This window comes from Pontibacter kalidii, from assembly GCF_026278245.1.
Classification (GTDB): domain Bacteria; phylum Bacteroidota; class Bacteroidia; order Cytophagales; family Hymenobacteraceae; genus Pontibacter; species Pontibacter kalidii.
This window is the reverse complement of sequence record NZ_CP111079.1, coordinates 926,915-951,206: the sequence shown is the minus strand read 5'-3', so window position 1 is coordinate 951,206 and position 24,292 is coordinate 926,915. Positions and strand designations below refer to the sequence as shown.

The window sequence follows — 24,292 nt, the reverse complement described above, 5'->3', positions numbered from 1 at the left end:
GACGCCCGGTGCAGGCTGGTCTATAGAATAGTGCCATACAAGTATATGAAAAGATGTACAAGCCGCTCAACTTTTCATTCCGCTAAGCGTTTGCCATAGGTTCGAGGTACAAGGGTTGCCAGGCACTTTTCGGCACCAGTGGCAATGGTGTTCAGGGTGCGACAGTAGGTAGCAGGAGCTCCCCGGCATCCTATGTGGGGCTTCCTGCGTTAGACGCGAGATAAAGCCCGCTGCTTTGCCCTGACAATGAGGAGACTGTGTACTCCCGTTAGAAGAACCCATTAGAATAAATTGCTTTTATGAGCGTCAATCGTTTACTTTGGTATATATTTTTGAAATAGTCGTGCTGCCCCCAAACAGATTTTTTTGCTCATCCTCAAAGCCATTCACAGGTCTTGTCGCAGCCTCACATCACGTATCTCTGAGTGATGTGCTGAATGGCTATTGCCTTCACTTTTACACAGTTCCCAAGGACTTCATTAAGTAAGCCGGGTACCTCCGGCCCTAACCACGGACGCTGGCCAGGATATGCCTGTACCATGCAGAACTGCCGCTGAGCGTTGTTGTACTGCTCACTAAGTAGCAACAGTTTCTCATCGCAACGTATGGCTGGCATAGTTAATGCCATACAGCTATACCACTGCTTTAAACTTGCTGCTTATCTGAAGTGATATGCGGGTACCCGGGATAAAATTTCCACAGCACAAGGCAGAAGTGCGCTGCAACAAGCCCTGAGGAAGGCAGTTTATACTTGCCCGCCCGCGCCAGCAGGAAAATGCACAAGCCGGCCGGATCGTAAAGCGCTTAGCCGAACAGGCCAGGAGAAGGAATAGGAGCCGTCCACTCCTGCGGCAGGCAAGAGATAAGCTAAAAAAACAGGCTGACTAAAACCAAAAATCGATAAGACAATAAAATGAACAATACTCCAAAGCAGATGACGCATACTATTTATTTAACAGAGAAGGACTACGAGCGTTTGCACTCGCTGGTGCAGGTTCATCGTCTGGAAAATAACCGGCTCGCTGTTGAGGCCTTAGGCAGGGGGCTAAAGAGGGCGAAGGTAGTGCCCTCAGAAGAGATCCCCGAGGATGTGGTCACCATGAACTCGCTCATACGACTTAAGGAAATGAGCAGCCTGACAGAAATGGAGCTGTCTGTCGTATACCCCAAGGATGCCGATTTAAACCAGCGGAAAATATCCGTACTGGCTCCTGTTGGCACGGCCATACTTGGCTGCAGAGTTGGCGATGAAGTAGAGTGGCCTACCCCAAAAGGTGCCCGAACTTACAAAGTGATGGATATTATTTATCAGCCAGAAGCGGCTGGTGACGTTTACCTTTAATCTCAGGGGCTTAATCCGAAACCATAACAGCGCCCTAATTTTTTATATAGTATGAGCTTTTTCAACTTTCGCACACAGGGCATAGCAATCGACCTGGGCACCGCTAACTTTCTGATGATCTTTGAAGACAAGGTAGTGGTGGATGAGCCTGCGGTTATCGCTTTTAACCGCACCACGGGGAGTACCATTGCCGTAGGCAGAAAGGCGGAGCAGATGGAAGGCAAAGAGCACGAGAACATCCGCATCATCCGCCCGCTAAAGAATGGGGTAATCGCAGATTTTCATGCGGCGGAGCACATGATAAAAGGGATGCTCAAGCTGGCTAATAACGGCAAAGGCATGTTCTCACCTTCCTACAGAATGCTCATCTGCGTCCCCTCGGGTATCACGGAGGTAGAAAAGCGCGCCATCCGGGACTCGGCTATGATTGCCGGCGCCAAGGATGTATACCTGATACATGAACCTGTTGCCGCTGCTATCGGGATCGGCCTGGATGTGCAGGACGCAACCGGGCATATGGTTGTCGATATTGGCGGCGGGACAACCGAGATCGCCGTCATCGCGCTGAGCGGCATCGTCTGTGATCAGTCCATCCGGGTGGCCGGCGATAATTTTAATGCGGACATCATCCACCACGTGCGCCGCCAGCATAACATTCACATTGGCTCCTCTATGGCGGAGAAAATAAAGCTGGAAGTAGGCGCTGCGCTGCCTGAGTTGCCGGACCCGCCGCAGGATTATGCTATAAAAGGCCGCGACCTGATGAGCGGGTTGCCCAAGCAGATCATGGTTTCTTACCAGGAGGTGGCGCATTACCTCGATAAGTCTATCACTAAAATTGAGGAGGCCATCCTTAAAACCCTGGAGATCACGCCACCTGAGCTGTCATCAGACATACACCACTCGGGCATTTTCCTGACAGGCGGCGGCGCATTGCTGCGGGGGCTCGACAAACGAATTGCGGCCCGCACGAAACTTCCGGTTCATGTGGCAGAAGAGCCGCTGCTTTCCGTTGTGAAGGGAACCGCCATCGCCCTGAAGAAAATAGATGAATTCAGGTTCCTGATGCGATAGGCATCCCTGAATTTCTTATAAGTACTGCGCCTGGTATAGCCAGCAGTGCCGCCCCAGGTGTTTGGCGGTACTGCTGGCTATACCAGGCGCTTCTCCTCTGCCTGCCGCAAAAATTTCCCCCGCCACTTCCGTCGCATCAATATCCTTTATACCTTACCCGGGTGTAATAGTGCCACCCAAAACCGTGGACCGATGCGGAACCTCCTTATACTTATACTTTCTTTTATGAGTCTTTTACAAGCGCAGGCCCAGACCAAGCCTGTAACCAGGATAGCGCAGCAGGCTTTTGAGCAACACGCCAACTACCAGGAGCCGGCGTTGCAGCACCGCCGCTTCAAGCACCAGGACATCGTGCCGCTGCTGGAGCAGCTTCGCCAAAACCAGCTATTTGAGGTGCAGGTGGCGGGGCAGTCGGTAGAGCAACGGGCTATTTACCTGGTGAAGGCGGGTACCGGCAAAACCAAGGTGATGCTCTGGTCACAGATGCACGGCGATGAGCCTACCGCCACCATGGCCTTGTTCGATCTGTTCAACTTTCTGCAGCAAAGCGACGAACTGAACCCGCTTCGGCGGCAGATACTGGAGCAGGTTACGCTTTACATTGTGCCGATGCTGAACCCCGACGGGGCGGAAAAGTATAAACGCCACAATGCCCTGGAAATTGACCTGAACCGCGACGCACTACGGCTGCAGAGCCCGGAGGCCCGCCTGCTCAAGAGCCTGCGCGACAGCCTAAACCCGGAGTTCGGCTTTAACCTGCACGACCAGAGCCGCTACTACACGGCAGGCAACAGCCCGAAACCCGCCACCATCTCTTTTCTGGCCCCGGCCTTCGACCACAGCCAGACGGTGAACCATGTGCGCGACCGCGCCATGCGCACCATCGTGGGCATGAACGAGGCGCTGCAGCAGCTGGTGCCGGGCCACGTAGCCAAGTACTCTGATGAGTTTGAGCCGCGCGCCTTCGGCGACAACATTCAGAAGTGGGGCACCAGCGTGATCTTGATTGAATCGGGCGGGTACCCCAACGACCCGGAGAAGCAGCATATCCGCCGGCTGAATTTCGCCTCCATCCTCTCAGCCCTGCACCTGATCTCGGGTAACGATTATACTAAGTATGAATTAGAAGATTATTACAAGATTCCGGAGAACGAGCGCAACCTCTACGACCTGGTGCTGCGCAACGTGCGCTATACCAGGAGCGGCCATGACGTGCTGCTGGATGTGGGCATTTTCCGGGAGGAGGTGGACGCGCCTGTAGGTAAAGGCTTTTACCACAGCAGTGCCGTAGACCAGATCGGCGACCTGAGTGTTTTCCATGGCTATGAGGAGGTGGATGCGAGTGGTCTTACTCTGGTGCCTGGCAAAATATACGGGAAGCCCTTTAAAACGATAGATGACCTGAAACCCCGCCGCGCCAAAAGCCTGCTCGAGAAGGGCTACACCACCGTGCAGGTAGAACAGCTGCCCGCCAACAGGGAAAGTATAAACCCGCTGGAGCTTCCGCTCAACATCGTAGGTACCACAGCCGAGGAGGTGAACCATGAACTGAGTCTGAACAGCGGCGCCAACTTTACGCTCTACGATGCCAAAGGCAAGCTGCGCTACGCTGTTTTGAATGGATTTGTGTACGACATGCGTGGCGATAGGCCGGAGCTGTTCCATGGGTTGGTGCTATAACCGCAGGCTATACTACAGAAGCCATCAGATTTTAAAAAACCATTGATCCCGGTGTGGGGCCAATGGTTTTTCTTATAGCGGCTTTGTATCTTACAGGCTAATTCTGAACCAACCCCAACCTTTCACCAATGGTTTTAAACTACCTGTGGGCTACCTTTTTCCTGATCGCCTTTGCTATTGCGCTGTTTCAACTCATCTTTTTCAACGATACCGAAATATTCCAGAAGCTCGTTGCCAGCACTTTCGATAACGCCAAGCTCGGCTTTGAGATCTCGCTGGGCCTGACGGGCGTGATGACGCTCTGGCTGGGCCTGATGAAGGTAGGTGAAAAGGGAGGTGTGGTGGCCATACTGGCCCGGTTGGTGGGGCCTTTCTTCCACCGCCTTTTCCCGGAGATTCCGAACCGGCATCCGGTGTTCGGCTCCATCCTGATGAACTTCTCAGCCAACATGCTAGGCCTGGATAACGCCGCCACACCGCTTGGTCTGAAGGCCATGAAGGAGATGCAGGAGCTCAACCCGGATAAAGACACAGCCTCCAACGCCCAAATCATGTTCCTTGTGCTCAACACCTCCGGCCTGACCATCATCCCGATCAGCATCATGGTGTTCCGGGCACAACTGGGGGCCGCAGACCCTTCCGATATCTTTATCCCCATACTTTTAGCCACCTTTTTCGCCACGTTGGTAGGCCTGGTAGCCGTGGCCCTGTACCAGCGCATCAACCTGTTCGATAAAGTGATTCTGGCCTACCTGGGCACCTTGCTGTTGCTGATCGGCGGGCTGATGTACTACTTCTCCATCATCCCGCAGGAGCAGGTAAGCGTGATCTCCACCGTGACCAGTAACGTGATCCTTTTCTCCATCATCATCTCCTTTATCGGACTGGCGCTGGTACGGAAGGTAAACGTGTACGAGGCTTTTATCGAGGGCGCCAAGGAAGGGTTTTCCGTTGCCATTACCATCATCCCATACTTGGTGGCCATACTTGTAGCCATTGGGGTGTTCCGGACCTCCGGCGCGCTGGATATGCTGGTGAACGGCATCGCCTACCTGATCGGCCTGACAGGTGTAAACACCGACTTTGTACCGGCCCTGCCGGTAGCGTTCATGAAGCCTTTGAGCGGCAGCGGAGCCAGGGGCTTGATGGTAGAGGCCATGACGAATTATGGTGCCGATTCCTTTGTAGGACGTGTGGCCTCTGTTTTCCAGGGATCTACGGAAACCACCTTTTACATTCTGGCGGTATACTTTGGCTCCGTGGGCATCCGCAAATCCAGGTATGCCATAACCTGTGGGCTGCTGGCAGACTTAGCAGGTGTAATTGCCGCGATCTTCATTGCTTATATGTTCTTCCATTAAGCGTCAGGCAAGAATTTATACTTTTAAGCAGCGGGTCCGGCCTTACAAGGCCGGACCCGCTGCGTTTTTTCCTATGCTGTAACCACTAAGGCTGCATCAACATCAATCCGAAAGCCAACCAGGCAAGTAGCACACTATCAGGTAGAAATAGGCAAAGAAACGTTGCAACTGAATCATGAAAACGCTATATTCACAAAGTATAAATCTCACCTTAACCTATGCAAGCCTATGCGATTACTTCTACTTATCCTTCTCTTCTCTGCCTCCACTGCCATGGCGCAGGACATCCCTTTCCGCTGGGACGAGCTAACCGCCAGTGACTGGCCCCAAGCGCTGGAGAAATCCAAGCGCACCTGTATTCTTCCCATCGGTATTCTGGAGAAGCATGGTCCGCACGCGCCGCTCGGTTCCGACCTGATCCATGTGCGGGAGTGGTCGGCGCGGGCCGCCAAACAGGAGTACGCCGTTGTATTCCCGGATTACTTTTACGGGCAGGTATACGAAGCACAACAGCAACCGGGCACCTTCGCGCTGCCGAGCCGCGTGGTTTGGGACCTGCTGGAGGCAACCGTAGAGGAGATCGCCCGGAACGGCTTTGATAAGATCGTTATCGTGAACGGCCATGGCGGCAACCCGCAGCTGCTGCGTTACTTTGTGCAGGCCCAGTTGGAGAAGCGCCGAGACTACGCCGTTTACTTCTTCGACCCCGGACAGGACCCGGTTTTTGCGGAAAAGGCAAAGAAGCTGCGTAAGTCCGATGCGGCCGGCGACATGCATGCCGGCGAAAATGAAACCTCCACCCTGCTCTACCTGCGCCCGGACCTGGTGAAGCAGAAACTGGCAACAACCGAGTCCGGCGAAGACCAGAAGCGTATGGCCTCCCTGCCGAACCTGTACACCGGCATCTGGTGGTATGCCAGCTACCCGAACCACTATGCAGGCGAGGGCGCAAAGGCGTCAAAAGAAATGGGCAAGCTGCTGACCGAGAACAAGGTGGAAACCCTGGTAAAGGCCCTGAAAGCAGTAAAGGCCGATACTAAAACCCTGGAACTGCAGCGGGAGTATTTTGACAACGTAGACAAGGTCGGCGCCCGCCCCTAAACGCCTGCTTCTCGATGAAGCGCACAGCATGTATACTTTAAAAAGCATCGGGTCCGCCTTAACGAAGGCGGACCCGATGCTTTTAATCTAAATCCAGCTGGAGCTGCTTTCTCCTTTATACTTTCAAGGTAGGAGCTCTCCCATCCAGGTTCCAGCCCCAGGGAATAAGGGCTTACCCGAGCTTTACCGACGTCATGGTGAGCGAGCCGCCCACGGCCTTGTCGTTAAAGAAGGAAACGTCGTCTTTGCTGCCTTTCAGGCCTAACGTATAAAGCAGCGGCCAGTAATGTTCCGGTGTCGGGATGGCAAGTCTTGCCTCCCGGCCCAGCTGCTCATACTTGATAAGTTTATCGTGGTGGCCGTTCCGGATCAGCTCCTTGAAGGTATCGTTTATCTGGAGGGCCCAGTCGAACCCATACGCGTTATCATCCAGCCTGTCCCAGGCCACCATGCGCAGGTTGTGCACCATATTCCCGCTGCCCATGATCAGCACGCCCTTCCGGCGAAGGTTGTAGAGTTCCTTGGCCAGGTCATAATGATACTGCGGGCCCTTGGTGTAGTCGATGCTGAGCTGCAGCACCGGCACGTTGGCCTCCGGGTACATGTGGCGGATCACCGTCCAGGCGCCATGGTCAAGGCCCCAGTCGTGGTCCATCTCCACGGTGGCCGATTTGATCAGGGCAGCCGTTTCTTTGGCAATCTCTGGGGAGCCGGGTGCCTTGTACTGCACAGCAAACAGCTCCTGCGGGAAGCCGCCGAAGTCGTGGATGGTTTTCGGAAAATCCATGGCAGTAATGCGGGTGCCCTTGCTGAGCCAGTGCGCCGAAACAACCACCACGGCTTTTGGGGTGGGGATATCCTTGGCCAGTTCCTTCCACTTCTGGGTAAATTCATTGTCCTCAATACCGTTCATCGGGGAGCCATGCCCCATGAACAGTACCGGCATCAGGTACCCATCCTCCTTCAGGTCACTGGTAAACCGGCTGAATGCTGCTATACTTGTCATACTTGCTGCTCCTATCGCTAATGTCTTAATGAAATTCTTCCTGTTCATTGCTCATGCATTTTGTACGGCTGGCCCTCATACCCCTGCAGGGTTCAAGTCCAGCCGACATACTTTCTTATGCAAAGGTACTGCCAGTTGAGGCCGCAAGTCATTGACCCAAATCAAGAAAGCACATTTCTGTAATGCCAACTTTCAGGAGTGGTGCCCAGGCAGGACGCAATCAGGTGCGAGTGATTTTGGTGCAGGATACAAGTACAGGCACAGGATCTGATTATGGCAGCCAAAAGTTGCTGCTTCTTGGTGATTGTTGTTTATCGGCACAAGCTTTTCGCGCGGGCCCGCTCCTTATACTTCACCTAAGCGTTTACAAGACTATCAGTATACTTTCCTAAGGCTAGCCGCAGTTCATACTTCTCTGAATGGAAGGCGCAGCCGGATGCCCTGGTATAAAGTATAGCCGGCTCAGGGTTCAGCCCCCAACGGATGCTTTTTCGGCTCTTACACGGTTCTCCTCCAATAGCCGCCTGGCAGCATCCGAGGCAACAATGAGTCCGCCGGCCATCATGATCACGTCTTTGAGCACCAGTCGCCCTGCACCCGACAGGTAGGGGAAACCATGATCCGGCCCGCCCAGGTCCGGCACGTATACTTCGGGGGTGGTGACAAGGAAGGAAAGCGTTACAAGGGACATGCCGAAGGTCAACAGGCCGCCCACCAGGTCAAGTTTGGCACTGAAAATACCCAGCAGCGTGACCGTGCCGATGGCGATGATCACCGCGCCCAGCGCGTAGGAGAACGCATAGGTATTGTTTTCCCGGTGCCAGGCGATGTGCTCGGGCACCACCTCCCCTTCCTTGTTTTTATACTGAGCGTACTCCGGCGCCTCTTTGCTATAGAAAAAGCTCATGAACGGGCTGTTGGCCACAAAAGGCACGATGCCGTCTGCCTCGTACTGGAAGGCTTTCAGGCCCCCGATCCAGGCCATGACAATAAAAATGGAGATCCGGAGGAAATGAATAAAGTAGCGCTGTGCATCTGCTAACTGAACGAGCAGGTTTTGTGTGAGTTCTTTCATAAGGCAAACCTACTCTATACTTTGCCCCGGCAACATGGACAGATTTTTCTATCTCATGGACAAATCCGCCACCACTGAGATGCCCACCTTCTCCCGGAAGAGCGTAGGCGATACGCCCGTGTGCTTTTTAAAGAAGCGGCTGAAATAATGCTCATCGTCAAAGTTCAGGGCCACGGCCACCTCCTTTATACTTTTGTGCGTGAGGTGCAGCTGCTTTTTGGCCTCCAGCACCACCCTGTCCTGCAGCAGCTGCGAGGGCGACTTGCCAAAGTATAGCCGGCACTTGCGCGAGAAGGCTCCCGGCGAAAGCGCCATTTCCCGGGCATAGAAGGTAATGCTGCGCTCGGTGAGAAAATGCTGCTCCAGCAGCTCCCTGAATTTTTCCATCGGGTTTGGGGCGACGGTGGTATCGAGCTGTTGCTGCCGCTTCACCCGGCTGGCGATGGCCAGGATGAGTTGCAGGTAGGTCCGCAGCACCGGCTCGGAGTAGGCTTCGTTCTTTTCTATTTCCACCCGCAGCTTGTCGAACACCTCGTGCAGCTCCTTATCTTTTAAGTGGATGAAGGGTTGACTGTAGAGGTTGTTGAACAGCAGGCCGTTGCAGGCCACCTCGTTTTTATGATACTCGATGCAGTAGAAATCGCCGTGAAAGGTAAGTTGCTCCACCTCCACATCTGACGTGCCGCTGATACTCAGGTGCTGGTAGGGTGAGGTAAACAGGGCGATCTTGCCCTCGAAGGTATACTCTGTAAAATCCAGGCTGAGCTTGCCGATCCCCTCCAGCAGCAGGATGTTGTAGAACTCGGAGGAGGCGGGTTGGCAAAAGGCGCTGCAGTGGAGCCGCTGCAACCTAAACAAATCAGGAGGTGCTGTCATGCGGGTGATAAGGTACCAATGTATGGTTTAGTCAAAAGTATAAAATGCAAACAAAGAGAAACGCCACCTGGTTTGCAATCCCTGACCTGTCTTACGAAAGCGCCTGCGGCGCGGGACCTCCCGCCGGCTTCGACTTATCCTCCGGCAGCGGCACAAACGCGGCGTTATCGGAAGGCGGCAACAGGATACGACCATCTTTCCAATCGGCTTTTGCCTGCTCGATGCGGTCTTTTCTAGACGAGACAAAGTTCCACCAGATATACCGTTCGCCCAGCGGCTCACCTCCCAGCAGCATCAGCGTCGTGTGCTCTTTGGCCTGTATCACCGGGTCTGCCCCTTTGTTAAAGACGAGCATCTGCCCCACGGTATAGGTGTTGCCGGCTATTTCTATACTTCCCTTGGCCACGTAAATGCCGCGCTCCGCATGCTCTTTAGGCAACCCGAAACGGGCGCCCTGCTCCAGCACCACGTGCAGGTAAAACATGGGCGAGTGGGTTTTTACATTACTCTGCAGGCCAAAGGCGTGGCCGGCAATCAGGCGCATCCACACGCCCGTGTCGGTAAACACCGGAAGCTGCTCTGGTTTATAATTGGTGAACGAAGGAGCCGATTCCTCGTCCTTTTCCGGCAGGGCCACCCAGGTCTGGATCATCTCCAGTTCGCCGCCGGCCAGCGTGGCGGGGTCCTCGAAGCGCTCGGAGTGGGCAATGCCGCTGCCGGCCGTCATCCAGTTCACCTCTCCCGGCCGAATCACCTGCTCCACGCCCAGGCTGTCGCGGTGCGTTACCTGGCCTCCGAAAAGGTAGCTGACGGTTGAGAGGCCGATGTGCGGATGTGGTAGTACATCCATGTTGTGCGCCAGCTCCGGCTGCAGGTCTACTGGTCCCGCATGGTCCATAAAAATAAAAGGCCCTACCATCCGGCGCAGGCGAAAAGGGAGAATACGGCGCACGCTCATGCCGGGAGCGATCGCTGCTTTTCGGGCTTCTATAACAATGTCGAGCATCTTGGTCTGGTACGTTTAAAGGGTGATACATTAAAACTACAAAACAATTTTGCATCCTGTCTGCTTAATAAAAGAACGATAAGCACCGGCAGAAAGTAAAGCTAAAAGACAGCCCACGGGCAGCTATTGTTTTATACTTCTGCTGAGATTTTATAGTTTGCACCATTATCCTTTAGGAAACCAAGTAGAAACACCATCATGGAAATCGGCATCACCACCTTCGTAGAAAACACCCCTGACCCCGTTAACGGAAACCTGCTGTCACCCCAGGAAAGACTCAGCAACCTGCTCGAGGAAATTGAACTGGCTGACCAGCTGGGGCTGGATGTATTTGGCATTGGAGAGCACCACCGCTCCGACTATCTGGTTTCCTCGCCAGCCGTGGTGTTGGCCGCCGCCGCTGTCCGGACCAAAAACATCAAACTTTCCAGTGCCGTCACGGTGCTCAGCTCCGACGATCCGGTGCGGGTTTTCCAGGATTTTGCCCACGTGGACCTGCTCTCCAAGGGCCGCGCCGAGATCATGGCGGGGCGCGGTTCCTTTATCGAGTCTTTCCCACTGTTTGGCTACGACCTGAAGGATTACGACACCCTCTTCACGGAGAAACTGGAGCTGCTACTGGATATTAACAGGCACGAACGCGTCAGCTGGGACGGCAAACACCGGCCGGCCATCGAAAACCGTGGCGTATATCCGAGGCCTTACCAAGATGAGCTGCCCGTTTGGATTGCCGTAGGGGGAACGCCTGCCTCGGTAGTGCGCGCCGCAAGCCTTGGTTTGCCCATGGCGCTGGCCATCATTGGCGGCATGCCCGACCGCTTTGTGCCCTTCACCGACCTCTACAAAGAAACCTTTAAAAGCGCGGGCCACGACTCCGCCAAGTTTCAGCTGGCCATCAACTCGCATGGCTATATTTCGGAAGACTCCCAAAAGGCGGCCGATGAGTTCTACGGCCCTTACGCCCAGGTAATGAGCAAGCTGGGGCGCGAGCGCGGCTGGTCACCCATGAGCCGGGAGCACTACGAAATGATGCGGGAGCCGCAGGGTTCGCTACTGGTGGGAAGCCCGCAGCAGGTTATCGATAAGATCCTTTACGAGTATGAGCTGTTCGGAAACACCCGTTTCCTGCTGCAGTTTAGCGTGGGTACGCTGCCGCACAAAAAGATGCTGCACGCCATCGAGCTGCTGGGCACCGTGGTGGCGCCGGCGGTAAAAAAGGCGGTGGCAAAGCAAACGAGCGCAGGAGAGCAGCAGTAGGTTTTAGGCGGGGAGCAATTTCTCTCATGGAAGGAACCAAGGCATACACGCTGAATTTCTAAAGGATAAAACAGCATTTACCTGTGAGTAATTTAAGCTTCGGCTTATATGTGCCTTTTCCTCATTTCAGAAAAATTGATGTTAATCCCTAACCGGTTCATTAAGCTCGAGTTTAATCCCGCGACTGACACCCTCTTTATAGAGTGGCCCAATATCCATGATTACACGCTTTATGAGCTGCGCTTCATGTTAACAGAGCTGATTGACACGGTCAGGAACTACGACATTGAAAAGATCCTGGCAAATTCCAGAAAGTCTGCTGTTACGCTGCCTGAGCAGGAGTATAGCGTCATTGTAAATCAATTTGCCAAAGACCTGAGCACGACGCGCCTTCAGAAGTTTGCAGGCTTACGACCGGCCTTGGTTACCGCGAGAAAGCAGCCGAAAAGGCTGCCAATGAGGTGAAGGGTGCTTTCTCGGTGCGCAGCTTTTATACCATGGAGGAAGCGCTGGCCTGCTGAATGCCTAAACCTGCTTAAAGCGATACTATAGCAGCATCAGGCGCAAAGTAGAGGCTCATAACATCCCCCACTAAATCTACCTTGGGATGCTCGCGTAAAACCAACCAGCTTTCCGGCAGGAAACGCCAGCGCATCGTCTTGGCTGGCACTATAACCTTTCAGGAAAAGGGGGCCCGGTACTAGCATCGGGGGCAGTCCTGAAGGCACCGGCGTTAAACGAGGGCGTGTCGCCTAGCTGCTCCCCCAGCGGTACCTTGTCTGATTCCAGCACCTCCTGTTTCGTGGTCCTGACCTCTTCCAGCTCCAGCATGCCCACATTTACCGCCTCCTTCTGCACCAACACCTTCTTCCTGAGTGGCCTAAAACCTTGGACGTTTACCTGCAGCATATACATGCCAGGTGGCACATTGGTATACCTGAAAGTGCCATCTGTGCCCGCGGTAACCTCCAATTTGCTGTCATAGGTGATGCGGTGCAGCACAACATGGGCACCCGGCAAGGCAGCCTGTTCCTGGGCGTGCAGCACTTTGCCATATACCGTTAAATCTTGTGCGCATACCTGCACAACGGTGAGGAAGGCAAGTATGGATAGCCGAAGTCTTTGCATAAATTCCTTGTTTATAGCGCTACAAAACAAAGCTTACCTGTGGCAGCATGTCATTACATCGTTGGCAGGCCTCATGCACAAAGTCTGCAGTAATCGGAAAGCTAACTACAATGCCGTACCTTTGCGCCGGGTATCATTCGGGCTGTGGTATTGTGCCGCTTTGTTCGAATCAAAACAGCCTGGTACCCGGTTATACTTTTGCCAGGACAACAGCTGTACCTTCATAGCCGGAAAGCCTGCTTTTACTTAAGGTCCATATCGACATTAGCCTTATCGCATACATGAGTTTTTTAGAAGTAGCCGGAATCCGGGTGGAGGAAGCAGGCAAAACCGTGCTGCACGACATCAGCTTTACACAAAAGGAGTTTCAGAAAACAGCCATTGCCGGCGAGACTGGCTCAGGCAAAAGCACGTTGCTCAAAACCATTGCTGGCCTGGTAGAGCCTACCGCCGGGAAAGTGTTTTTTGAGGAAGAGGAAGTGATTGGCCCGGCAGAGAAGCTGGTGCCGGGGCACCCGGGTATTGCCTACCTCTCGCAGCATTTTGAGCTGCCGCACTCGCTGCGCGTGGAGCAGGTGCTGCGGTATGCCAACGCCCTTACAAGTGAGGAAGCGGGTTTTCTGTACGACATCTGTCGCGTGACCCACCTGCTGCCCCGCAAAACCAACCAGCTTTCCGGTGGCGAGCGCCAGCGCATCGCCCTGGCCCGCCTGCTCAGCACCGCCCCTAGCCTGCTGCTGCTCGACGAGCCTTACTCCAACCTCGACACCGCCCATAAAAGTATACTCAAGGACGTTGTCCGCGACATCAGCGAGGAAATGGACATTACCTGCACCCTCATCTCCCACGACCCGCACGACACCCTCTCCTGGGCCGACGAGATCCTGGTGCTCAAAGACGGGCAGTTGCAGCAGCAGGGCACGCCGGAGCAGATTTACAGGCAGCCCGTAAACGAGTATACCGCCGCCCTCTTTGGCAGCTATAACCGCCTCACCACCGCGGGCACCAGGGCTTTCTCGGATGTGTTCGGCATCAAACCAACCGGAAAAAACATGCTGGTGCGGCCCGAGAGCTTTAAGTTGGCCGCAAACGGTAACAAGGCCCTTGCGGGTAAAGTAAAGAGGATAGGCTACTTCGGGAGTTTTTATGAGGTAGAGGTACAGTTGCCGGATGATCTGGTGAAAATCAAAGCGACCGAAAACCACCTCACCACCGGCGATACCGTATTTATTACCCTCTCGCCGGAGGATGCCTGGCAGGTTTAAGTACAGTGAACGATGCAAAAGAAGAACGCAATGCAGGTGGAGGAGCCCCAAAGGCTGTTCGACTGCCTGGCCTATCAGCTAAGGAATTTTCCGCAGGAGGACATGCTCAGCGCCAAGGAAGAAGGCGCCTGGCGAAAGTACAGCACCCAGGAAGTATACGACAAGGTAAACCAGGTAAGCGCTGGCCTGCTGACCCTGGGTATATCCGCAAACGACAACACGGCAGAGGGGCGGGATAAAATCGCGATAATCAGCCAAAACTGTCCGGAGTGGATGCTGGTGGACATGGCCATTCAGCAGACGGGGGCGGTGTCGGTGCCGGTCTACCCGAACATCAACGACAGCGAGTTGCAGTTTATACTACAGGACGCCGGTATAAAAGTGGCTTTTGTAGGCGATGCCAGCCTTTATGAGAAGCTGCAGCATATAAGAGGCGGCCTGCCCGACCTGCACACCGTTTATACTTTTAACCCCGTGCTGGGCGCCAAAAGCTGGACAGAGCTGCTGGTGGAGCTGAGCCCTGAGACCCAGCAGCGGGTAAACCGGCACCGCGACGCTGTGAAAGAGACAGACTTGGCCACTATACTTTATACTTCCGGCACCACAGGCACCCCAAAAGGCGTGATGCTCTCGCACTACAACATCATCCACAACGTGTTTGGCAGCGCCAAGGTGATCGAGGAGATCGGGGTGCGCGGCAAAAGGGCGCTTAGCTTCCTGCCCCTCAACCACGCATTTGAGCGCATGGCCACCTACTGCTACTTCTACTGCGGTGTATCCATTTACTATGCCGAAGGAATGGAGAAGATCGGCGAGAACCTGCGCGAGGTAAAACCAACGCTGTTTACCACCGTTCCGCGCCTGCTCGAGAAAGTATACGAGGGCATCGTGGCGAAAGGAAGTGCGCTGACCGGCACCAAAAAGAAGCTGTTCTTCTGGGCGCTGGGGCTGGCAGAGCAATTTGAGATCAACAAGCCACTGCCCCTCAGCTATCGCCTGCAACTGGCCCTGGCTGACAGGCTTATCTTCAGCAAGTGGCGGGAGGCCCTGGGTGGAGAACTGAAGGCTGTGATCACCGGGGCTGCCGCCTGTCAGGTGCGCCTGCTCAAAATATTCACCGCGGCAGGTATCGTTATCCAGGAAGGGTACGGCCTGACCGAGGCCTCCCCTATCATCAGCGGCAACCGCTACAGCGAGCAGAACCGCATGTTTGGCACAGTAGGCCCGCTGCTGGAGAACGTAGAAGTAAAGATAGCCGATGATGGTGAGATCCTGTGCAAAGGCCCTAACGTGATGATGGGCTACTACAGACGGCCTGACCTGACAGCTGAGGTAATGGAGGGCGAGTGGCTGCGCACCGGCGACATCGGCACCATGATAGACGGCAAGTTCCTGAAGATCACCGACCGCAAGAAAGAGCTGTTTAAGACCAGTGGCGGCAAGTATGTGGCTCCGCAGCCGATCGAGAACAAGATGTTGGAAAGCACCTGGATTGAGCAGATCATGGTGGTGGGCGAGCTGCAGAAGTATGTGGGGGCCGTTATCGTACCTGCCTTCCATGCCCTGAAGGATTGGTTCGAGAAGCGGGGCCTACCCTACCCTGGCGACGCTGCCGTGGCAGAAGACACGCAGGTGCGCGCACTCATTAAAGAGGCGATAAACCAGTACAACCAGCACTTTAACCCTGTGGAGCAGGTAAAGCGTTTTGTGCTGATGCCCCACCACTGGACGATCAGCGGCGGCGAACTCACGCCCACGCTCAAGCTCAAGCGAAAAGTGATCATGGAGAAGTACGGCGATATGATCGGCTCGATGTATAGGTAAGGTAGTGGTTTTATACTTTATGCTGGCATCTTATTGTTACTTGGCTCAGATATGGAGTAATTAATAACTATACTTTATACTATCCCTTAATATTTTCGCTGGCGCGGGTTTGCAACCCGTGCCTTCTATGATGTCGGGTTTGAAACCCGGCTGGCTCGCAGAGTCAAATTTGCACTTGGGCTGTGCTACTATACCCGAGCTATATTTTATACTTGTTGATTTATACTTGCTGTTCCTATAGCCTCCCTGGCGCAAGCGTCCGCTTGTGCCGCTCTTAGCCCCTGCTTGTCTAACCTGAACCAAGCTATACTTACTAGCTCCCGTTCATCCTCCAGCCTTACGAGCCTACTGTTTCATCTCCTACTTTGGCTCCCTCCAGGCCGGGAGGCCTCGCCTTCGGGCATCGCGCTGTCTATTGAAGCTGCTCCTCGCTGGCGCTCCGGGCTGCTGAGCAAGCTCAGCACCGCATCAATAGAAGGCGCTCAACCCAAAGGCTGGGAATTAGTTCGATAGCCAGAGCTATTTGTCATCTCGACCTATGGGAGAGAACTCTTTAGAACTCCCGATAGATTTCTCACAGCTACGCTGGCTCTCTTCGGCTCTCGCCTCGAGAGTACTCGAGATGACAGGGAAAGGAGCAAGTACAAACTCCCTCTCCTGTTCTTAGGAGAGGGTTGGGGTGAGGTGAAATTCCCCTCCTCGGAGGGGCCAGGGGTGGGTTATACTTGTAGAGGCAGAGGCTATAAAGCTTATACTTTGGCTAAAGCAGTTACAGGCTCCCCTCTTGGGGGTAGGGGCCCTCGAAAAAGCCAAGGAGGGGCAGGGGTGGTTGGACCCGGTACTGCAAAGTTCCCTCTCCTGTTTTTAGGAGAGGGTTGGGGTGAGGTGAACCTACTCCACCCACAAACTGGCCGCCCCCAGCAGCGCAGCCTCTTCTCCAAGGATAGCCGTTTTAACAGGAATCAGGCAGTGCTGCTGCTCCAGCCCCTGCCGCAGCGCGGACTCAAAAAGGACATAGGCCTTACTGATGTTGCCTCCCAGCACCAATACCTCTGGCTCCGCCTCCCGGATAAAGGGCACCAGGAACGTGGCCAGGTTCTCGCCAAATTCCCGGAAGATCTCCTCCACCACCGGCTCCTGCGGTAACCTGTCCACCATCGCTTTTACATGGGGCACTTGCTTTCCCGTCAGCTCGTTATAGCGCTTCACAAACCATCTCGAACTCAGGTACTCCTCCGCTATACTTTCACCGAAAGGCGTATCCCACAGATCGGCGTCTTCGGCCAAGCCATCTTTAAATCTGGCAGTGCCCAACCCGGTTCCGAGGGTCACGCCGATGGCGCGGCTGTAGCCTTTTGCTGCCCCACCAAACACCTCTCCCTGCAGAAAGCAGGCGGCGTCGTTTAAGGTTCGGATATCCGATTTAGAGAGTCCGAGTTTGTCGGCTACCATGGCGATAACGTCCACACCATACAGCGCGTCATATTTGCCCTGCCCCTGCATCAGCGCTATTCCGTTAGTATAGTCAAATGGCCCTGGCATGGCTATCCCGATCTTCCCTACCCGCTCGGTGCACTTTTCCATAGCCGCCTTCATCGCTCCTGCCCAGGCTGTCGTGATTTCTTCCGGGGAGGCGCCTGCATCTATGTGTTCCCGCACCTGTGCCTGGGGCAGCAGCGTTCTTGATTCCATGTCCACTGTTGCCGCCGTTATGTGCGTGCCTCCAATATCAACTCCTAGTACAAAAGGGTTCATGCGCTAATATCCTAACTGAAAATATGAAGCTGAAATAACGAATACTTTATCAGAAATGAAAAAGCGAACAGCAAAACCGGCACCTGCACCTACCTGTACCCCATGCCAGGCTTCGCTACAAGCAAACACGCATCTTTCCGCACAACACAAGACACATTATCACTTTTCAAATACACCTAAGTAATGACTCACTTTCATTAATTTCCACCAAAATGATCTACCTACCTAAGAACTGCTACCTGCACCTTAGCAAGGCAAAAAGAAGACCATAAAATCAATTCCTTAACAAAGCTCCAATTCGGTATCAAAACCTCAAATTTTACGACCCCATATTACATTATAGGCAGCATCTTCAAATAAAATTTATCAGGTTTTTAAATCACACAATTTGGATATCTAATATTTAAAGTATAAATTATGGATTCTTCTTAATAAGAACCGATGTATAAACCCTAAACCCCTTCTAATGGCCAAACTAAAAAACGCCTCCAAAGGATTGTACAAATCCGAGTTTGAGCACGATGCCTGCGGTGTTGGATGTGTGGTAAACCTGAATGGTAAGAAATCGCATAGCATTGTTAAAGATGCCCTGACGATGCTCACCAACATGGAGCACCGCGGCGCCACAGGCAGCGACCCTGAAACCGGCGACGGTGCCGGCATCCTGGTGCAGCTCCCACACAGCTTTCTTAAAAAGCAACTGAGCGAGTTTGCCATTAGACTGCCCCAGGAAGGCAGCTATGGTGTTGGGATGATCTTCTTCCCCACTGTCTACGAGGTCAGGGATAAATGCAGGCAGGTGATGAACGAGTGCATCCGGCAGCTGGGCTTCACACTGCTGGGTTATCGCCTGGTGCCTGTTAATGGCCGCGTGCCCGGACACGAAGCCAAAGCGGTGGAACCTTATATTGAGCAGGTGTTTGTGCAGCCTGTAGATGCAAGTATAAACGGCGATGAGTTGGAGCGTAAGCTATATGTACTGCGCAGCCTCATCACGCACGAGATCAACAAAACGGTGAGCGGCGAAAATGGCACTTTTTACATGCCCAGCTTCTCCTCGCGCACCATTATTTATAAAGGGCAACTGAAAACAGACCAGGTGGAGGCCTATTACCACGACCTGCGCCACCCGGAGTTTAAATCAGCCCTGGCCCTCATCCACTCCCGCTTCTCGACCAACACCTTCCCGAACTGGAAGCTGGCACAGCCTTTCCGCTTTATCGCCCACAACGGCGAGATCAACACCATCCGGGGCAACGTGACCAAGATGAAGTCGAAGGAGGCACTGATGTCTTCCCCACTCTTTACGGAGGAAGAACTTAAATGGCTCCTGCCGATCACAAACCCGGCTAACTCCGACTCGGCCAACCTTGATGCCATGGTAGAGTTGCTCACGCTGGCGGGGCGCCCACTCCCCCACGTGATGATGATGCTGGTGCCCGAGGCCTGGCAGGATAACGCCTTTATGGACCCGTACCGGAAGGCATTTTATAAATACCATGCAGCGCTGATGGAGCCGTGGGATGGCCCTGCTGCCCTTTTCTTTACCGACGGCAAGCAAATCGGCGCCACCCTGGACCGTAACGGTCTGCGACCGGCACGCTTCTGCATCACAAAGCAGGGGCGGTTGGTGATGGCCTCGGAAGCAGGCGCGCTGCCGGTGAACCCGAAGGATGTGGTACGGCGTGGACGTTTGCAACCTGGCAAGATGCTGCTCGCTGACCTGGAGGAGAACAGAATTTATGAAGACGAGGAGATCAAGCAGCTGGTCTGCAACGATAAGCCATACTTTGAATGGATACAGCAGAACCGTATTAAGCTGCACCAGCGCCCGGATCCCGCTTTCTGCCTGAACACCGTATCACCGGAGGAGTTGCGGCAGAAACAGAAAGCCTATGGCTATACTTCCGAAGACCTGAAACTCATCATCCAGCCCATGGCCACGACCGGCAAGGAGCCGCTGGGAAGTATGGGCTCCGATACGCCGCTGGCGGTACTCTCGCGACAGAGCCAGCACGTGGCCAACTACTTTAAGCAGCACTTCGCGCAGGTAAGCAACCCACCCATCGACCCGATCCGGGAGCGGCTGGTGATGTCCTTGTTTACCCGCCTGGGCGAGTCGCTGAACGTGCTGGATGAGACACCGGCCCACACGCGCCAGATCCATATCTCGCATCCGGTGCTCAGTCACGGTGACTTCAACAAGCTCATCAACCTGAAATCCGAGGGGTTCGATAACTACACCATCAACGCTACTTTCTCCACCCATGAGAAAGGCTCGCTGCAAAAGGCGCTGGACGAAATATGCGCGGCGGCAGAGGCTGCCATCGGCAGGGGCAAAAAGATCCTTATCATCTCGAACCGCGCTGTGGAAGCCAACCGTGCGGCTATCCCTTCGCTGCTGGCCGTAGGTGCCATCCATCACCACCTGGTGGAAAAGCGCATCCGTACCAAAGCCGGTCTGGTGGTAGAGGCCGGTGATGTATGGGAAACACATCACTTTGCGACCATCATCGGCTACGGGGCCAGCTGCGTGTATCCTTACATGGTATATGACACCGTGCAACACCTGCTGGAGCAGGAGAAACTGGATACGACAAAATCCTTTTCCTATTATACGGAGCAATACATTCAGGCAGTGGGCAACGGCCTGCTGAAGATACTCTCCAAAATGGGCATCAGCACGCTGCAAGCCTACCAGAGCGCGCAGATCTTCGAATGTATCGGCTTTGGACAGGAAGTGATCCAGAAATGCTTTAAAGGAACGGTTAGTCGCCTGGAGGGTCTGAACTTCGAGGACCTGGAGCAGGAAGCCCTAACTAAACACTGGTCCGCCTTTGCCAGTGGCGACAAGCTACTGGAGGCAGGCGGCTACTTCCAGTGGCGAAGACGCGGCGAGGAGCACCTGCTGCGGCCCGAGGTGATCCACCTCTTACAAAAGTCTACCCGCCTGGGTGATTACCGCCTCTACAAAGAGTATGCTAAACTCCTGCGCGAGCACCAGCAATCGGCCATTACCCTGCGCCACCTCTTCGAGTTTCGCAAGCGCCAGTCGGTACCGTTGGAGGAAGTAGAGCCCGTAGAAGGTATACTCAAACGCTTTGCCACCGGGGCCATGTCCTTCGGTTCCCTTTCGCATGAGGCACATAGCACCCTGGCCATTGCCATGAACCGCATCGGGGGCAAGAGCAACAGCGGCGAAGGCGGCGAAGACGAGGCACGCTATATCATAAAGGAAAATGGCGATTCGGAACGCTCTGCCATCAAGCAGGTGGCCTCCGGCCGCTTTGGCGTCACCAGCCATTACCTGGCCAATGCCGACGAGATCCAGATCAAAATCGCGCAGGGAGCCAAGCCCGGAGAGGGCGGACAGCTGCCGGGGCATAAAGTGGACAAGTGGATTGCCCGCGTGCGCCACTCCACCCCGGGCGTGGGCCTGATCTCGCCTCCGCCACACCACGACATCTACTCTATCGAGGACCTGAAACAGCTGATCTACGACCTGAAGAATGCCAACCCGAATGCCCGCATCAATGTGAAGCTGGTGGCGGAAGCAGGCGTGGGCACTATTGCAGCCGGCGTGGCCAAAGCCAAAGCCGACGCGATCATGATATCCGGTGCTGACGGTGGCACAGGTGCCAGCCCGCTTAGCTCGATCCGCCATGCGGGCTTGCCCTGGGAAATGGGCCTGGCCGAGGCGCACCAGACGCTGGTAAAAAACAACCTGCGCAGCCGCGTGGTGCTGCAAACCGACGGCAAGCTGATGACAGGCTTCGACCTGGCGGTAGCTACCTTGCTGGGTGCGGAAGAGTATGGGGTGGCTACTGCCGCCCTGATTGTGGAGGGCTGCATTATGATGCGCAAATGCCACCTGAACACGTGCCCGGTAGGTATCGCCACCCAAAACCCGGACCTGCGCCAGCTCTTTACCGGCGATCCGGAGCATGTGGTGAACCTGTTCCGCTTCATGGCCCAGGAACTGCGCGAGATCATGGCATCGCTCGGCTTCAGAAGTATAAATGAGATGGTGGGGCAGCCGCAGGTACTCAAGGTACGCAACGACCTCAACCACTGGAAGTTCAAGAACCTAAGCTTCGACCCGATCCTGCACCAGGAGGTAGCGCCTAACAACGTGGGCATCTACCACCAGATACACCAGGAGCACGACATTGAAGACGTACTGGACAAGAAGCTCATCCGCGACTTCAGGAGAGACAGCAAAGCGCCCTACGAGTACCGCATCATCAACGTGGACCGCTCTGTTGGCGCAATGCTTTCTTATGAAGTGTCCACTAAGTATGGCAAGGATGGTTTACCGGAGGATAGCTTCAACGCCACCTTCCATGGCTCGGCAGGCCAAACGTTCGGAGGCTTCCTGGCACCAGGGCTTACCTTCCGCCTGGTAGGCGAAGCAAACGACTACCTGGGCAAAGGCCTCTCGGGTGGAAAGCTGATCCTGCAACCCTTCGAGGGCTCTACCTATGTGGCTTCGGAGAACATCATCACGGGCAACGTGGCCTTGTATGGCGCTACTTCCGGTAAAGCTTATATCAACGGGATGGCCGGTGAGCGCTTCTGCGTCCGCAATTCCGGGGCTGAGGCTGTAGTTGAGGGCATCGGCGACCACGGCTGTGAGTACATGACCGGGGGCAAAGTGCTTATACTTGGTGCTGTGGGCCGCAACTTTGCCGCAGGCATGAGCGGTGGCATGGCCTATATCTACGACCCCGCCAACGCTTTCCCCGACCAGTGTAACCTAAGCATGGTAGACCTGGAGCAACCCGACAATTCCGACCTGGCCTGGATAGAGCAGAAGCTGAAAGAACACGCTGCCTACACCGACAGCGCCCTGGCAAAAGACCTGCTTAAAGGCTGGCACGTGCATCAGAAATTCTTCCAGAAAGTGATGCCGCACGACCTGAAGAAGGCCCTGCAGAGAAATGAAAGTGAAACAGTTAAAGCGATTGCCTAATGGGAAAGACAGACGGATTCCTGCTATATACCCGCGAGCTGCCGCAAGCCCGCAACCCTAAAGAAAGAATCAACGACTCGAACGAAATTTATACTTCCTTTCCGGAAGAAAAAACCCGGCAGCAAGCCAGCCGCTGCATGGACTGCGGCGTGCCGTTCTGCCACAGCGGCTGCCCGCTAGGCAACCAGATTCCGGACTTTAACGATGCCGTGTACGAGGGTGAGTGGGAGCGCGCGGCGCAAATCCTGTACAGCACCAACAACTTCCCGGAGTTCACGGGCCGCATCTGCCCTGCCCCCTGCGAGTCAAGCTGCGTGCTGTCGATCAACAAGCCTGCGGTAGCCATTGAGCACATTGAGAAAAGTATAGCCGAGAAGTCTTTTGAGCTGGGGTTGGTAAAGCCACAGCCACCGCTGCACCGCACGGGCAAGAAAGTAGCTGTCATAGGTTCAGGCCCTGCCGGCCTGGCGGCGGCAGCCCAGCTCAACCAGGCTGGTCACGAGGTGCATGTATACGACAAGGACGATAAAGCCGGCGGCCTGCTGCGCTACGGAATTCCGGACTTTAAGCTGGAGAAGTGGGTGATCGACCGCCGCCTGGACATCCTGGCAGAAGAAGGCATTCACTTCCACCTTGGGGTGGAGATCGGGAAGCAAATCACCCTGAAAAAGCTGCACCGCAAGTATGACGCCGTGCTGATGGCCATCGGCTCCAGCAAACCGCGCCTGCTCAACATCCCGGGTCACCACCTGAAGGGCATTCACTTCGCTATGGACTACCTGACCCTGCACAACCGCCGGGTGGCCGGAGAAAGTATAGCGCCTGAGGAAGACCTGCTGGCGACGGACAAGCACGTGCTCGTCATTGGTGGTGGCGACACAGGCTCCGACTGTGTGGGCACGGCCAACCGGCAATTTGCCCGCTCTATCAGCCAGCTGCAGTATCGTACCATGCCGTCTACGGCACGCGCCCCGCATAACCCATGGCCGGAGTGGCCTATGACCTACACTTCCTCCAGCTCGCATGAAGAGGGCTGTGAGCGCAGCTGGGGATGGCTAACCAAAGAGTTCGTTGCCGATGAGAACGGCCACGTTAAAGGGCTGAAGGTGGTAGAGCTGGAGTGGAAGAACAGCCACGAGTATACCGAGAAACCCGAAAGTGAGAAAGTACTGCCCTGCGACCTGGCGCTGATTGCCATTGGCTACGAGCGCCCGCTGCACGATGCCTTCAAGGCCAGCTTCGATTTTGAAACTGATTCCAGGGGCAACTTCAAACTCCGGGACTGGCAAACCAACGTGCCCGGCATCTTCGCCGCCGGCGACGCCTGCCGGGGCCAGTCGCTCGTGGTATGGGCGATCTCCGACGGCCGCGAAGCCGCCCGTGCCATCGACATCCACCTGACAGGCAAGTCCGACCTGCCTTCTAAGGAGGTGTCGAGGCTAGTGCTGGAGGGGTAGGCTGTAATCACCATATTTTAATTAAAAAACTCTCCTTTTGTCATCTCGAACATAGTGAGAGATCTATTTAGAATTCCGGATAGATCTCTCAACTACGCTGGCTCCCTTTGGCT

Annotated in this window: 17 protein-coding genes; 11 read left to right on the top strand and 6 right to left on the bottom strand. The window is 54.7% G+C overall.

Annotated features, from left to right (window positions below):
- The first annotated feature begins 913 nt into the window (after nt 1-913).
- The 5 genes from rnk to OH144_RS03885 all read left to right on the top strand — a co-directional run bounded on the left by rnk (nt 914) and on the right by OH144_RS03885 (nt 6,558).
- Nucleotides 914-1,342 carry a nucleoside diphosphate kinase regulator gene (rnk, locus tag OH144_RS03905; RefSeq protein WP_266204988.1) on the top strand — a complete coding sequence of 143 codons (429 nt, stop codon included), beginning with the start codon at nt 914-916 and terminating at the stop codon, nt 1,340-1,342.
- Between the two features lie 51 nt (nt 1,343-1,393).
- Complete coding sequence (locus tag OH144_RS03900) at nt 1,394-2,416, top strand: rod shape-determining protein (protein ID WP_266204987.1); 1,023 nt, start codon at nt 1,394-1,396, stop codon at nt 2,414-2,416.
- 225 nt (nt 2,417-2,641) lie between these two features.
- A complete protein-coding gene (locus OH144_RS03895) occupies nt 2,642-4,096 on the top strand; it encodes a M14 family metallopeptidase (protein WP_266204986.1) in 1,455 nt (484 codons plus the stop codon).
- A 128-nt stretch (nt 4,097-4,224) separates the two neighbouring features.
- The gene (locus tag OH144_RS03890) at nt 4,225-5,457 is read left to right on the top strand and encodes a nucleoside recognition domain-containing protein (protein ID WP_266204985.1); all 1,233 of its coding nucleotides are present in this window, start codon (nt 4,225-4,227) and stop codon (nt 5,455-5,457) included.
- A gap of 228 nt (nt 5,458-5,685) precedes the next feature.
- Nucleotides 5,686-6,558 (top strand): creatininase family protein, encoded by an 873-nt coding sequence (locus tag OH144_RS03885; protein WP_266204984.1) that lies wholly within the window; start codon nt 5,686-5,688, stop codon nt 6,556-6,558.
- 172 nt (nt 6,559-6,730) lie between these two features.
- Here the strand turns inward: OH144_RS03885 and ygiD are convergent, their stop codons facing one another.
- From ygiD to OH144_RS03865, 4 genes are all read right to left on the bottom strand, one after another.
- Complete coding sequence (gene ygiD / locus OH144_RS03880; protein WP_266206306.1) at nt 6,731-7,564, bottom strand: 4,5-DOPA-extradiol-dioxygenase; 834 nt, start codon at nt 7,562-7,564, stop codon at nt 6,731-6,733.
- A gap of 469 nt (nt 7,565-8,033) precedes the next feature.
- A complete protein-coding gene (gene rclC, locus OH144_RS03875; RefSeq protein WP_266204983.1) occupies nt 8,034-8,639 on the bottom strand; it encodes a reactive chlorine resistance membrane protein RclC in 606 nt (201 codons plus the stop codon).
- Between the two features lie 48 nt (nt 8,640-8,687).
- Nucleotides 8,688-9,515, bottom strand: coding sequence for a helix-turn-helix domain-containing protein (locus OH144_RS03870; protein ID WP_266204982.1), 828 nt, complete (start codon nt 9,513-9,515; stop codon nt 8,688-8,690).
- 91 nt (nt 9,516-9,606) lie between these two features.
- Nucleotides 9,607-10,521, bottom strand: coding sequence for a pirin family protein (locus tag OH144_RS03865; protein WP_266204981.1), 915 nt, complete (start codon nt 10,519-10,521; stop codon nt 9,607-9,609).
- Between the two features lie 198 nt (nt 10,522-10,719).
- Here OH144_RS03865 and OH144_RS03860 point away from each other — a divergent pair, with 198 nt between their 5' ends.
- Nucleotides 10,720-11,778: an LLM class flavin-dependent oxidoreductase gene (locus OH144_RS03860; RefSeq protein WP_266204980.1), complete on the top strand. Its 1,059-nt coding sequence runs from the start codon at nt 10,720-10,722 to the stop codon at nt 11,776-11,778.
- Between the two features lie 138 nt (nt 11,779-11,916).
- Nucleotides 11,917-12,243: a hypothetical protein gene (locus OH144_RS03855; protein WP_266204979.1), complete on the top strand. Its 327-nt coding sequence runs from the start codon at nt 11,917-11,919 to the stop codon at nt 12,241-12,243.
- Between the two features lie 204 nt (nt 12,244-12,447).
- On the opposite strand, the gene OH144_RS03850 is transcribed toward OH144_RS03855, so the two are convergent.
- The gene (locus OH144_RS03850) at nt 12,448-12,906 is read right to left on the bottom strand and encodes a carboxypeptidase-like regulatory domain-containing protein (protein WP_266204978.1); all 459 of its coding nucleotides are present in this window, start codon (nt 12,904-12,906) and stop codon (nt 12,448-12,450) included.
- Nucleotides 12,907-13,187: 281 nt separating this feature from the next.
- On the opposite strand from OH144_RS03850, the gene OH144_RS03845 reads away from it, so the two are divergent.
- Both OH144_RS03845 and OH144_RS03840 read left to right on the top strand, forming a co-directional pair.
- Entirely contained in the window at nt 13,188-14,171 is a 984-nt protein-coding gene (locus OH144_RS03845; protein ID WP_266204977.1) for an ABC transporter ATP-binding protein, read from the top strand.
- 12 nt (nt 14,172-14,183) lie between these two features.
- Nucleotides 14,184-15,995, top strand: coding sequence for an AMP-dependent synthetase/ligase (locus OH144_RS03840; protein WP_266204976.1), 1,812 nt, complete (start codon nt 14,184-14,186; stop codon nt 15,993-15,995).
- Nucleotides 15,996-16,886: 891 nt separating this feature from the next.
- Here OH144_RS03840 and OH144_RS03835 read toward each other — a convergent pair.
- Entirely contained in the window at nt 16,887-17,750 is an 864-nt protein-coding gene (locus OH144_RS03835) for an ROK family protein (protein ID WP_266204975.1), read from the bottom strand.
- Between the two features lie 466 nt (nt 17,751-18,216).
- Between OH144_RS03835 and gltB the strand changes: the two genes are divergently transcribed.
- Together gltB and OH144_RS03825 are read left to right on the top strand one after the other, a co-directional pair.
- Entirely contained in the window at nt 18,217-22,722 is a 4,506-nt protein-coding gene (gene gltB, locus OH144_RS03830) for a glutamate synthase large subunit (RefSeq protein ID WP_266204974.1), read from the top strand.
- Entirely contained in the window at nt 22,722-24,179 is a 1,458-nt protein-coding gene (locus OH144_RS03825) for a glutamate synthase subunit beta (protein WP_266204973.1), read from the top strand. Before gltB ends, OH144_RS03825 begins: the two co-directional genes overlap by 1 nt.
- The last annotated feature ends 113 nt before the right edge of the window (nt 24,180-24,292 follow it).

Bases quoted from the DNA above. Each gene is read 5' to 3' on its own strand.
- rnk (WP_266204988.1), top strand. From the start codon at position 914: ATGAACAATACTCCAAAGCAGATGACGCATACTATTTATTTAACAGAG.
- OH144_RS03900 (WP_266204987.1), top strand. From the start codon at position 1,394: ATGAGCTTTTTCAACTTTCGCACACAGGGCATAGCAATCGACCTGGGC.
- OH144_RS03895 (WP_266204986.1), top strand. From the start codon at position 2,642: ATGAGTCTTTTACAAGCGCAGGCCCAGACCAAGCCTGTAACCAGGATA.
- OH144_RS03890 (WP_266204985.1), top strand. From the start codon at position 4,225: ATGGTTTTAAACTACCTGTGGGCTACCTTTTTCCTGATCGCCTTTGCT.
- OH144_RS03885 (WP_266204984.1), top strand. From the start codon at position 5,686: ATGCGATTACTTCTACTTATCCTTCTCTTCTCTGCCTCCACTGCCATG.
- ygiD (WP_266206306.1), bottom strand. From the start codon at position 7,564: ATGACAAGTATAGCAGCATTCAGCCGGTTTACCAGTGACCTGAAGGAG.
- rclC (WP_266204983.1), bottom strand. From the start codon at position 8,639: ATGAAAGAACTCACACAAAACCTGCTCGTTCAGTTAGCAGATGCACAG.
- OH144_RS03870 (WP_266204982.1), bottom strand. From the start codon at position 9,515: ATGACAGCACCTCCTGATTTGTTTAGGTTGCAGCGGCTCCACTGCAGC.
- OH144_RS03865 (WP_266204981.1), bottom strand. From the start codon at position 10,521: ATGCTCGACATTGTTATAGAAGCCCGAAAAGCAGCGATCGCTCCCGGC.
- OH144_RS03860 (WP_266204980.1), top strand. From the start codon at position 10,720: ATGGAAATCGGCATCACCACCTTCGTAGAAAACACCCCTGACCCCGTT.
- OH144_RS03855 (WP_266204979.1), top strand. From the start codon at position 11,917: ATGTTAATCCCTAACCGGTTCATTAAGCTCGAGTTTAATCCCGCGACT.
- OH144_RS03850 (WP_266204978.1), bottom strand. From the start codon at position 12,906: ATGCAAAGACTTCGGCTATCCATACTTGCCTTCCTCACCGTTGTGCAG.
- OH144_RS03845 (WP_266204977.1), top strand. From the start codon at position 13,188: ATGAGTTTTTTAGAAGTAGCCGGAATCCGGGTGGAGGAAGCAGGCAAA.
- OH144_RS03840 (WP_266204976.1), top strand. From the start codon at position 14,184: ATGCAAAAGAAGAACGCAATGCAGGTGGAGGAGCCCCAAAGGCTGTTC.
- OH144_RS03835 (WP_266204975.1), bottom strand. From the start codon at position 17,750: ATGAACCCTTTTGTACTAGGAGTTGATATTGGAGGCACGCACATAACG.
- gltB (WP_266204974.1), top strand. From the start codon at position 18,217: ATGGCCAAACTAAAAAACGCCTCCAAAGGATTGTACAAATCCGAGTTT.
- OH144_RS03825 (WP_266204973.1), top strand. From the start codon at position 22,722: ATGGGAAAGACAGACGGATTCCTGCTATATACCCGCGAGCTGCCGCAA.